Below are 11864 nucleotides of genomic sequence, written 5' to 3'. Positions count from 1 at the left end.
CCTTTTTCATTCAGACTAATGCTTGTGCGTTGTTTACTTGTCGGCCAGTGCAGCCTGTCCGGCAGCCAAGCGAGCCAGCGGCACGCGGTACGGCGAGCAGCTCACGTAGTCAAGCCCGATCTTATGGAAAGTCTTAACAGAATCGGGGTCGCCACCATGTTCGCCACACACACCGCACATAAGATCGGCATTGCCCTCATGACCCAGCTCAACACCCATCTTCACGAGCTTAGCAACACCCGGATCAATAGTTGCGAACGGGTTGTAGGGCAACAGGCGCTCGGCCAGGTACTGCGGAACGAACTCAGCCTCTACGTCGTCGCGGCTGAAGCCGAACGTAGTCTGCGTGAGGTCATTGGTACCGAAGCTAAAGAAATCAGCATGTGCAGCAATCTCGTCGGCAGTCACGGCGGCACGCGGCAGCTCGATCATGGTGCCGATAGGAATCTCAAGCTCAACACCCTGCTCTTCGGCAACCTCGGCGATAGCCTTCTCGGCAACGCCGCGCAGCTTCGCCAGCTCGGCCTCAACCGACACGAGCGGAATCATGATCTCGGGCTTCGGATCGAGACCTTCCTTCTTCAGCTTCGCCATTGCGGTGGCGATAGCACGAACCTGCATGACCGGCAGGATAGGATAAACAATACCCAAGCGGCAGCCGCGCATGCCCAGCATCGGGTTTTGCTCAGCGAAGCCGTCGATCTGCTCCATCAGCTGACGCTTCTGGGCGATAACAGCAGCGTCGCCACCCGTCGCTTCCAGCTTGGCAATCTCAACGTCGAGTGCGCGCGCATCCTCCAGGAACTCATGCAGCGGCGGATCGAGCAAACGCACGATAACCGGCAGGCCATCCATGGCCTTGAACATGCCGTAGAAATCACCCGTCTGAGCCTCAAACAGGTCGGCGACAGCCTTTTCGCGAACAGCAGCATCCTCGTTCAAGATGAACGTCTGGATAATCTGCTTGCGGTCACCCAAGAACATGTGCTCGGTACGACAAAGGCCGATGCCCTGCGCACCAAAGTCGCGCGAGAGCTGCGCGTCAGCCGGATTGTCGGCGTTGGCACGAACACCCAGCGTACGGAATTCGTCGGCCCACTCGAGAATGGTGTCCAAATCGCCCGTAAGCTCGGGAAGCACCAGCTCAACAGCGCCCAGCACCACAATACCCGACGTACCGTCGATGGAGATCATGTCACCTTCGTTGATAACCACGTCGGTACCGGCAACAGCAGCCTGTTTCTTTTCTGCGTCGATCTTCAGCGCTTCAACGCCGCATACGCACGGAGCGCCCATGCCGCGGGCAATAACGGCAGCATGGCTCGTCTTGCCACCATGGCTGGTCAGAATGCCTTCGGCGGCAATCATGCCAGCAAGGTCATCGGGGTTCGTTTCCCAACGCACCAGCACGCACTTGCGGCCCGCTTCGGCGGCAGCCACAGCGTCGGCGGCAGAGAACACAGCCTCGCCCACCGCAGCACCAGGACTGGCGTTCAGACCGCGAGCGAGCACGTCGTAGGTTGCGCTCTTGTCGAACTGCGGGTGCAGCAGCTGGTCAAGCTGCTCGGGGTCGACGCGCATGACAGCCTCTTCCTTGGTGATGAGGCCCTCTTTCTCCATCTCAATGGCAATGTGCAGCGCGGCGGCGGCGGTACGCTTACCCACACGGGTTTGCAGCATCCACAGCTTGCCCTGCTCAATGGTGAACTCGATATCGCACATGTCACGGAAGTGGTTTTCCAGCACGACGAAAATATCCTCAAGCTGACGACCTGCCTCTTCCAAACCCTCAACGTTTTTGAGTTCTGCGATGGGACTGGTGTTGCGGATGCCAGCAACAACGTCCTCGCCCTGGGCGTTCACCAAGTAGTCGCCGTAGAATTCCTTGGCACCGTTCGCAGGATTGCGGGTGAAGGCTACGCCGGTTGCTGAGGTGTTGCCCTTGTTGCCAAATACCATGGACTGCACGTTTACAGCAGTGCCCAGATCGTCGGCAATCTTGTTCTGCTTGCGGTACAGCACCGCACGCGGGTTACCCCAGCTGCCAAACACAGCTTCGATGGCCAGCTTCAACTGAACCATGGGATCCTGCGGGAAGGCAACCTGACCATCCACTACAAGGCTCGGATAATCTTCGGCGCTCACGTTCTCAGCGAAGATCTGCTTGAAGTCGGCAACGAGCTGCTGCAAGTCTTCAGCGGTCAGATCGGTGTCGGATGCTGCGCCGCGCGCGTTCTTCATGGCGGTGATGGCATTCTCGAACAGATCGCCATCGAGACCCATAACCACGTTGGAGAACATCTGGATGAAGCGACGGTAGGAGTCCCATGCGAAACGCGGGTTTTCCGTCTGCTTGATGAGACCATTGATGGACTGATCGTTCAAGCCCAGATTAAGCACGGTGTCCATCATACCCGGCATAGACATAGGCGCGCCGGAACGCACAGACACGAGCAGCGGATCTTCGGCGTCGCCAATCTTCTTGCCCATACGGGCCTCAAGATCGGCACGATACTCGGCAATGGTGTCGAGCGCCCCCTCGGGCCACGTGTTGCCCGCATTCGAATACTCCATGCAGGTTTGACACGTGATGGTGAATCCCGGGGGAACCGGCAGGCCAATGTTGGCCATTTCGGCGAGGTTCGCACCCTTGCCTCCCAGAATCATCTTCATGTTCGTGTTGCCCTCGGTAACGTTGTTACCCTGTGCATCTTTGCCGAACGCGTAAACACGCTTCACTGCCTCGGTCACTTTCTTCTCCTTCAACGAGTTCCTCGTTCTCAGACACCCCACCGCATGCGAATGCGAATGGAATTACCCCATCATATCCGAAGGTGGGTGAACAGTTCCATAGTAACGCAAAATCTCCTGCGCGGTTTCCTCAACGGCCTTGTTCTCGGTGTGTACCACAATGCAACCGAGACGGCGCATAAGCGCACGAGCGTGTTCCAAGTCGTCATACACGTATGCTTCGTCAGCATAGGAGGACGCTGCAGCTTGCGCGCGCCCAAGACGTCGTCGCCGAATACCCACCAACACATCGGGTGTGGTCATAAGCCCGAACAGGCGCGTACGGTCAACATCAAACAACTGGCTCGGCGGGTCGGTTGCAGGGTCAAGCGGTACGTTGGCAACCCGGTAGCCCTGCTGCGCCAGGTAAATACTGGTAGGCGTCTTCGATGAGCGAGATACACCCACGAGCACGATATCGGCTTTTGTGAGGTCTTGCGGGTTGCGGCCGTCGTCGTGAGAGATAGTGAACTCGATCGCGTCGATGCGGTCGAAGTAGTGGCTGTCGGGAACATGCCTGCCACCTGGCGTAATGGAGGGCTCACGGCCAGTCATGTCGGAGAGCACCTGAATAGGACGCGACAGAAAATCGATGAGCACGATATCATCGCGCGATGCAGCGTATTCCATGACACGTCGCGACAGATCGACGTCAACGAGCGTGATAAACACCAGAATACGACCATCGCCCGCCAAGTCTCGGCCCGCCGAAACTTGTTCGGCATGGTAGGCGCAGTGATCATTGAGAAAGCCGACGATCTCGTCGTAGGTTCGCGCATGTGAGAACACTTCGACATTCGGGTTCGTTACGCCGAATTGGCCAGCGACCGCGTGCGCCAAGGCGCGTGCGGTCGCTCCGGTTGCATCACTGATCACGTGAATCGTGGGCAGCGCGGTAGAGTTTTCCCGAATCTGGAAACTCCCCATGCCTACTTCGAACCCTTGGCCATCTTGCCGAAGTCGGCAACGTTAGCAAACACCGCCACAAAACGATTGAGCAAGCGCAAACGATTCTCGCGCACAGCCACGTTTTCATCCATGACCATAATTTGTTCGAAGAATTCATCGATGGGCTTGCGCAGCGCCGCCAACTCAGTAAGAGCGCACGCATAGTCGTTTTCCGCAAGCGCCCGCCGAGCGCGGTCTTCCGCCTGTGCAACAGCGCAGCTTAAGGCCTGCTCAACCTCGCAAAGCATGCTTTCGTCAACATCGACACCCAGCTTGGGATCGCGCAGATTGTTCGCACGAGCGAACGCCGTAGCCAAATTGGCGAACGTTTCGGGCTCGTTCGCGCGCGCCGCCTCGAGCGCACTCACGCGACGAGCCAGCTCCACCGGCTCTACTACGTCGCATGCCAGCACCGCGTCGATCGTGTCTTGCGACGCGCCACCATCACGCAGCATTACCGTAGTGCGCGTAGTGAAGAACGCAAGCACCTGCTCGCGCACTGCCGCAACGTCGAATTGAACTCCAGCGTCTTGGTAGGTGGCAAGCGAAGCATCCACTGCCTGCACGAGCGACACCGGAAGCCCCGCCTGCAGCATGTTCACGATGCCAATAGCGCTGCGGCGTAAAGCAAACGGATCGGATGAACCCGTGGGACCTTGCCCCACCGCGAACAAACCACAGATGGTGTCAAGTTTGTCGGCAGTCGCCACCAGACGGCCTACCGTGGTAGCAGGCAGCTCGTCGCCGGCGAAGCGCGGGCGGTAGTGGTCGGCGATAGCCTGCGCCACGCGCGCGTGCTCGTTCGAAGCGAGCGCGTAGTACGAACCCATGATGCCCTGCACGCTCGTAAACTCCACCACAGCATTGGTTACCAGGTCAGCCTTGGCAAGATGCGCCGCACGCACCGCGTCTGCCGCTTCATCGGCGGGCAGCTCGGCGGCTTCCGCTAACTTTTTCACCACACGCTCTGTACGCTCGGTCTTCGCTTTCATGGTGCCCAAGCTCTCCTGGAACACCACTTCGTCAAGCCGGTCGACGTACGCTTCAAGCGGACGTTTCAGGTCTTCCTCATAGAAGAACTTGGCGTCTGACAAGCGAGCGCGCACCACACGCTCGTTGCCCTGTGTGATAGTAGCGGCGCATTCCGGATTGCCGTTGCTCACCACGATGAAGTTATTCGTAAGCTTGCCCGCCTCGTCGTACAGCGGGAAGTAACGTTGATGCATGAGCATGGCGTCAACGATAATCTCTTCCGGCACGCGCAGGAATTCCTCGTCGAAGGTGCCTACCAAAACGGTGGGCTGCTCGCAGAGGTTCACTACCTCAAGCAGTGTCTTTGCCGGCAGCTCGGCACGAGCGCCGGTTGCGCGCTCCGCAAGCGCCACGCCGGCACGAATGGCAGCCTTACGCGCCGCCTCGCTAGTAACCACGTGCGCCGCTTCCACCACAGACAGCAGATCAGAAGCAGTTTTTACCTCGTGCGGGCCAGGTGCCAAGAAGCGATGACCATAGGTAAGGTTGCCCGCAGCAAGGCCGGCGAACTCCACCGGAATCACGCGCTCGTCAAGCATCGCCACCAGCCAGCGCACCGGACGCGAGAAGTACTCGCGCGTAACACCCCAGCGGCACGACTTCGGCCACGAGATATCCTCGATAACGCCGCGCAGCACGCTGGGCAGAAGCTCGGCCACATCACTCGCCGCCACCGTGCGGGTAGCGAATACGTAATCTGTGCCGTTTTCCTCGCGACGCACCAAATCGGCAACGTCGACACCTTTGCCGCGCGCGAAACCAATGGCGGCCTTTGTGGGGTTTCCCGTCTCGTCGAACGCAATCTTTGCCGACGGGCCGCGGAACACCTCTTCGAGGGCTTCTGTAGTATCTGCAACATCGGCCACGATCGCAATCAAGCGACGCGGAGTAGTGTAGATAGAAACATCGCCATGCGGGATACGTACAGCATCAAGCGCTGCGGGTACCAACTTCTCGAGCTGCCCTGTGGCGCTATGCAGGTCAAATGCGGGAATTTCTTCGGTACCTATCTCGAAGGCAAGCGTATGCAGATTAGCCACGAGCGGCCTCCTTCCCTTCAGCGGTTGCAGATGCAGGCATATCGTCTTCAACCTCGATACCCACCACGTGCTTCATGTACGACGCACACACCGCCTTAGCTAACGTGCGCACGCGCAGGATGTAGGCCATGCGCTCGGTGGCAGAAATCACACCACGCGCATCCAGCAGGTTGAACGTGTGGCAGCACTTCAACACGCTGTCGTAAGCCGGCAGCGGCAGCCCCGCTTCAAGCGTGCGCATGCACTCGGCCTCGCGGTCGTTGAACTCCTGGAACAAAAAGTCAGTGTCAGCAACCTCGAAGTTAAACGTCGAGTACTGGCGCTCGTTTTCCAAATACACATCGCCGTAGGTGAATTCCACGCCGTCGGCACCGCGGCTCCACACGATATCGAACATGCTGTCCACGCCCTGCACGAACATAGTCAGGCGCTCCAAACCGTAGGCAATCTCAACCGGCACGGGCGCGCATTCGAAACCGCCTACCTGCTGGAAGTACGTGAACTGAGTTACTTCCATGCCGTCGATCCACACTTCCCAGCCAAGACCCCAGGCACCGAGCGTCGGCGACTCCCAGTCGTCTTCCACGAAACGCACGTCATGCGCGTCGACATCGACGCCGATGGCGCGCAAGCTTCCCAGATACAGATCCTGAATATTGTCGGGCGAGGGCTTCATAAGCACCTGAAACTGGAAGTAGTGCTGGGTGCGGTTGGGGTTTTCGCCGTAACGGCCGTCGGTGGGACGGCGGCTACCCTGCACGTAGCAGGTGCGCCACGTGTCGGGCCCCAGCGAGCGCAGCGTGGTGGCAGGCGCGTTCGTGCCGGCACCCACCTCGTTGTCGTACGGCTGCAGCACCACGCAGCCCTGGTCGCCCCAGTAGCGCTGCAAATTCATGATGACGTCTTGGAACGTCGGCGGCTGCTCGCACGCAGCGCATGCGAGACGATCACCTATGGTGGACATCGATGTCCCCTCCTTCTCCGTATGCGTAAACCCTACTGCTCACTATTCCAGCAGGCCAAAGCTCGTAATGGGCCAATATACCAGCGCAGCCTTGCCCGTCACCGACGAGATGGGAACTGCGCCGAAATAGCGGGAATCTTGGGAGTTCGTGCGGTTGTCACCCATGACCCAGATGCACCCAACAGGCACGGTATACGGGAACGACACGCCCCCCGAAAGCGTATAAGACGGCTCACCGTTCACGTACGGCTCATTAAGTGGCACGCCATCAACGTAGACTAACCCGTCGGCGTCATTGATGTTGATGGTTTGCCCCGCGGTCGCAATGCATCGCTTGATGAGAATGCGGCCGGGAATTTGCGGATCATTAAACGTTACGATGTCACCTGGTTCAGGGTCACGCAGGTAGTAGCTGATTTTCTCGGCAAACACCATGTCACCAGGCATGATGGTAGTCTCCATCGACCCCGAAGGAATTTCGTAGGGCTGGAACACGAACGTCCGAAGCGCCCACGAGCAAGCCACCACAAAGGCGACCATAATGATCAGGCTAAAGAACGACCTGATGATGCCGCCACGTGGGCGATCGGCGTGCCTGCCGGAATCCATACCCCAAACATCCTTTCACATAAAAAACGCGCCGAAGACAAGCCCGGTGCGGAAATTGACGTGGCTGTTTATGATAGCGCGTCGGATGCGCACCGCTCCCCGATTGACAAAGATTGCAGAAATTCGAGGTCGGCGTTGGGCAAAGACATACCTTCAAGCAAATCGGGTCGCATGCGCGCCGTACGTTCAAGGCTTTGCTCGCGGCGCCACCGATCGACCTTCCCGTGATCTCCCGATAGCAGAACAGGCGGCACTTCCATACCCCGAAACACCGCTGGGCGAGTGTACTGAGGGTATTCCAGCAAGCCGTCGACGAAGCTTTCAGTTTCTGCCCCTCCTTGAGCCCCCAGCACCCCAGGCAGCTTGCGTACCACGGCGTCGATAATCACCATGCTGGCAAGCTCACCTGAGGTAAGCACATAGTCACCAAGCGATATCACTCGATCAGCCAGCGCATACGCTCGCTCGTCAATGCCCTCGTAATGCCCGCACACGAACAACAGGCGCTCTTCACGCGCCAGATCGCACGCCAACGCATCATCGAAACGCTGGCCTTGCGGCGCAAGGAAAATGATGGTGGGCTTGGGAGCGTTGACATCACCCCGTTCCTCAGGTGAAGGTGTGCTCACTAAGCGAGTTCCGCACGAGTCAAAAGCGCCAGCGGCACTTTTGTGCGAACAGGACTGTCTGAGCGACTGAGCGTTCCTTTGCCCGAGAAGCGGGGTGACGAGAGTAGAGTTGCCAGCAATATCATCGACAGCTTCGAAGATTGGCTCGCACTTCATCACCAGCCCAGCACCACCGCCATACGGCTCATCATCGGTGGTGCGATGCTTATCATGCGTCCAATCGCGCAAGTCGTGCGCGAAAAAATCGATAATACCCTTCTCTTGGGCAATGCGCATCATCGAAGAACCCATCACCGATTCGTACATGCCGGGAAAGGTCGACAGCGTTTCTATGATCATGGAAGTCCCCTACACGTCAAGCAAGCCTGCCGGCAAATCCATCAGCACCGTACAAGCGTCCTCGTCCCATTCAACCAGAAGATCATCAACCAACGGAACTAACACCACGTCCGCGCGTCCGCAATCGACCTCGAGCAGCAACTGACCGGGGCTGCTTATAACGTCCGTGATGGTTCCCACCGGCCCCAACGTGCAATCGATCAGGCAAAAGCCCACGAGGCCCTCTCCTTCAAGCATCAGCGCATCACCAGGCAGATCAGCGCGGCGCACCAGGCAATGACACCCCACCAACCGCTCGGCAACATCGATACTCGAAACGCCCTCGAACGTGACCACATAGGCCCCTCGACCCTCATCGCGTACGTGCGAAACGCGCGCGCGACGAGGAGCATCTAGCTGCGGTGGAACAAACGCAACAAGCAGGCCCTCATGCAGCAAAAAAGGAAGACCCGATGCGCTTCGCGCAACGAGCCCTCCCGTCAGCGTTTTCGTTTTCGTCAACTCGGCGACGTTGGCCCATGCATGCATTTAATCGATAAGCTCCACTTCGACATGGACTCCCTCGCGGGAAGCCGCCGCGCGCGCAAGGGTACGTATAGCCTTGATTACGCGCCCCTGGCGCCCGATAACCTTGCCTGCATCCTCTTCGTTTACGCGAATTTCCACCAAAATGGAACCATCAGCGCTCTCGCTGCCCTCAAGTTTCAGATCATCAGGAAACTCGACGAGCGGACGCACGACCACATCTACCAGGCCGACGATATCATCCGTCAGCTCAGCCATATGACTACGCGTTCTCGCGAGCTTGCTTAATCAGCGAAGCGACCGTATCAGTGGGCTGCGCACCGTTACCAAGCCACTTGTCCAGCTTTTCAGCGTCGAACTCAACGAGCGCAGGATTGACACAGGGGTTGTAGCGGCCAATCTGCTCGATGAAACGACCATCGCGCGGAGCGCGAGAGTCGGCAACAACAATGCGGTAGTACGGACGCTTCTTAGCACCGTGACGGGCGAGACGAATCTTAACGGCCATGAAGAAAAACTCCTTTTACTTCTGTATGATCAAACCAATTGCGTACGCAGGAGTACATGCGCAAGCATGTAGCAGCGCAGCGAAAACAGCAGTTGCTTATGATACGGCTCCGACGGCGGTTTGGCAAGCGCTGCCGCATCTACCTCGAAAAAACACACTCCGCCTGCGACATCCGATGACCCATCCGATGACAGACCCCTATGACGATGTCCTACGGTGTAGTGCATCCATAAGCTACTTGCTGTGTTTTTCCTTCTTTTCCTTCTTCGCTTTCTTTTCCTTCTTTTGCTTCTTACCCTTGGAATCCTTTTTCTTCCCGGACTCTTTCTTAGGCTTTTTACCCTCGGTTACACTCTCGTCGGCATCCGCTTTCTCAAAGCTGTCATTATCCGAGGCTTCTTCCTGCTGCTGTGCTTCGCCCTTTGCGCATGACGCCTCGCTCGGCACATCCGGCTCATGCGGCGCGGCCGATGTGTCCGACACATCCGGTGCAGCTGTTTGCTCCACATCCGACGCGCCCATAAGAACGGGATGCATGGCGTCAGGTGCTTCCACACAGTGCCGATAGAAGATATACACGGGCTCATAAGCACCCACGCCGTTCACGTAACCACCGGGAATAGTGCCAACGCGAACGAATCCGAGATCTTCATACAAGTGAATGGCTACAACATTGCTCGACACCACGGCGTTGAATTGCAATCCGCGAAAGCCCGCTTTTCTCGCCTGTTCGAGCGAGTCCTTCACGAGTTCGCGGCCTAAGCCGAGTCCGCGCGAGGGAGATGCCACCGCGTAGCTCGCATTAGCAATGTGTGCGCAGCGCCCGACATTGTTCGGGTGCAGAATGTACATTCCGAAGATGACGCCGTTTACATCGGCCACCTGTGTTAGCGTTTGCCCGCCAAAGAACTCACGTGCCGCATCGACGTCAAGCGGACTTGTTTGCGGGAAAGCGTCGCCCGCCTCAACCACTTCATTCCATATCTTACAAATTGCCGGAAGGTCTTCCTCCCGAAATGCCCTATATACGATCGCCATGTTGTTTTGCTCCTATTCGCTCATCATGTCTTGAAGTTTGCGCAGGTCAGACATACTCATGCCTCCCATGCCAGGAATACCCATGCGCCTGTGGCCGCGACCACGCTTTCCCTTCTTGCCCTTCTTGCCGCCCTGCATATCCTCCATGGCAGGCATCATCTTCTTCATCATCTTCTTGGTTTCGTTGAACTTCTTGATAACCTGGTTCACGTCAGTTACGGTAACACCCGCGCCTGCAGCAATGCGCGCGCGGCGGCTACCGTTGAGCACTTCGGGGCGGGTGCGCTCTTCCTTTGTCATGGAGTTGATAATAACCTCCATGCGATCGAGCGCGCCTTCGTCAACCTGACCCGACGCGTATGCCTTGTCACCACCGGGAAGCGCACTGATCAGTTTCGAAATGCCGCCCATTTTGCGGATCTGACGATTCATGTCAATGAAATCGTTGAGCGTGATTTGCGATTTTGCCAGACGCTCGGCAACTTCCAGTTCTTCTTGGTCTTGCTGGACTTTCACGGCGCTCTCGATAAGGCTTATCATATCACCCATGCCGAGAATGCGCTTGGCCATGCGATCGGGATGGAATTCCTCCAGCGAATCGGGCTTCTCACCCGAGGATATGAACTTGATCGGCTTGCCGGTTACCTGGCGCACCGACAGCGCACCACCGCCTCGAGCGTCGCCATCCATCTTCGACATGATCACGCCATCGAAGTCAACCCGTTCAGCGAAGGCGGCCGCTACGTTCACCACGTCTTGGCCAGTCATGGCGTCAACTACCATGAGCACCTGATCAGGCTTTACGGCGCGCTTAATTGCCTGTGCTTCTTCCATCATCTGCTCATCCACATGCAGACGACCCGCCGTGTCCACGATGACCACGTCGCGCAGACTGTCGATAGCATCGCGCACACCCTCTTGTGCGATACGCACCGGATCGGCCCCATCGCCACGGTACACACGCACGCCGATTTCCTGACCGAGCGTTTGCAGCTGATCGGCCGCAGCAGGGCGATACACGTCGCACGCCACCAGCAAAGGCGAGTGATTCTGCTGCTTGAGCAGGTAAGCCAGTTTCGCCGCCGCAGTGGTTTTACCAGAACCCTGCAAACCTACCAGCATGATGACATTCGGAATGCGACTTGACAGTACGAGCCGCGAATCGGTGCGACCGAGCAACTCGGTAAGCTCGTCGAGCACGATCTTTACCACATTCTGCGTGGGCGTGAGCGATTCGAGCACTTCGGCCGTAAGGCAGCGCTCTTTCGTGCGCGCAACGAAGTTCTTGACCACCTTGAAGTTGACGTCGGCTTCAAGCAGCGCCATACGGATCTCGCGCATGGCGGCGTTGATGTCGTCCTCGGTCAAACGACCTTTGCCTCGCAGGCCGGAGAAGATGCCTTGTAGTCGTTCGGATAGGTTTTCTAGCATGGAATACGACT

The 11864-nt window shown here is 57.8% G+C and carries 11 protein-coding genes; all 11 read right to left on the bottom strand.

Features of this window, described 5'->3' with window-relative positions; all coding sequences use genetic code 11:
• Window positions 1-33: 33 nt before the first annotated feature.
• The 11 genes from ppdK to ffh all read right to left on the bottom strand — a co-directional run bounded on the left by ppdK (window position 34) and on the right by ffh (window position 11853).
• The gene (gene ppdK, locus G7Y43_RS03935) at window positions 34-2751 is read right to left on the bottom strand and encodes a pyruvate, phosphate dikinase (RefSeq protein ID WP_165044447.1); all 2718 of its coding nucleotides are present in this window, start codon (window positions 2749-2751) and stop codon (window positions 34-36) included.
• Window positions 2752-2814: 63 nt separating this feature from the next.
• A complete protein-coding gene (locus G7Y43_RS03930; protein WP_165044315.1) occupies window positions 2815-3717 on the bottom strand; it encodes a pyruvate, water dikinase regulatory protein in 903 nt (300 codons plus the stop codon).
• A 2-nt stretch (window positions 3718-3719) separates the two neighbouring features.
• Complete coding sequence (gene glyS / locus G7Y43_RS03925) at window positions 3720-5810, bottom strand: glycine--tRNA ligase subunit beta (protein WP_165044313.1); 2091 nt, start codon at window positions 5808-5810, stop codon at window positions 3720-3722.
• Window positions 5803-6774, bottom strand: coding sequence for a glycine--tRNA ligase subunit alpha (locus G7Y43_RS03920; protein ID WP_165044311.1), 972 nt, complete (start codon window positions 6772-6774; stop codon window positions 5803-5805). The genes glyS and G7Y43_RS03920 overlap by 8 nt, the downstream gene beginning before the upstream one ends.
• Before the next feature lie 42 nt (window positions 6775-6816).
• On the bottom strand, window positions 6817-7383 hold the full coding sequence (lepB, locus tag G7Y43_RS03915) for a signal peptidase I (protein ID WP_165044309.1): 567 nt from the start codon (window positions 7381-7383) through the stop codon (window positions 6817-6819).
• A 68-nt stretch (window positions 7384-7451) separates the two neighbouring features.
• Window positions 7452-8351 carry a tRNA (guanosine(37)-N1)-methyltransferase TrmD gene (gene trmD, locus G7Y43_RS03910; RefSeq protein WP_165044307.1) on the bottom strand — a complete coding sequence of 300 codons (900 nt, stop codon included), beginning with the start codon at window positions 8349-8351 and terminating at the stop codon, window positions 7452-7454.
• 9 nt (window positions 8352-8360) lie between these two features.
• Complete coding sequence (locus G7Y43_RS03905) at window positions 8361-8852, bottom strand: 16S rRNA processing protein RimM (protein ID WP_241158144.1); 492 nt, start codon at window positions 8850-8852, stop codon at window positions 8361-8363.
• A 27-nt stretch (window positions 8853-8879) separates the two neighbouring features.
• A complete protein-coding gene (locus G7Y43_RS03900) occupies window positions 8880-9134 on the bottom strand; it encodes a KH domain-containing protein (protein ID WP_165044303.1) in 255 nt (84 codons plus the stop codon).
• 4 nt (window positions 9135-9138) lie between these two features.
• Window positions 9139-9384 (bottom strand): 30S ribosomal protein S16, encoded by a 246-nt coding sequence (gene rpsP, locus G7Y43_RS03895; RefSeq protein ID WP_165044301.1) that lies wholly within the window; start codon window positions 9382-9384, stop codon window positions 9139-9141.
• A gap of 234 nt (window positions 9385-9618) precedes the next feature.
• Complete coding sequence (locus tag G7Y43_RS03890) at window positions 9619-10422, bottom strand: GNAT family N-acetyltransferase (RefSeq protein WP_165044299.1); 804 nt, start codon at window positions 10420-10422, stop codon at window positions 9619-9621.
• Window positions 10423-10434: 12 nt separating this feature from the next.
• Window positions 10435-11853, bottom strand: a complete 1419-nt coding sequence (ffh, locus tag G7Y43_RS03885) for a signal recognition particle protein (protein ID WP_165044297.1) — start codon at window positions 11851-11853, stop codon at window positions 10435-10437.
• Between the last annotated feature and the right edge of the window lie 11 nt (window positions 11854-11864).

The organism is Adlercreutzia sp. ZJ138, from assembly GCF_011038935.1.
Lineage (GTDB): Bacteria > Actinomycetota > Coriobacteriia > Coriobacteriales > Eggerthellaceae > ZJ141.
Note: the sequence above shows the minus strand (reverse complement) of the source record. Positions and strands in the feature narration are given on the sequence as shown.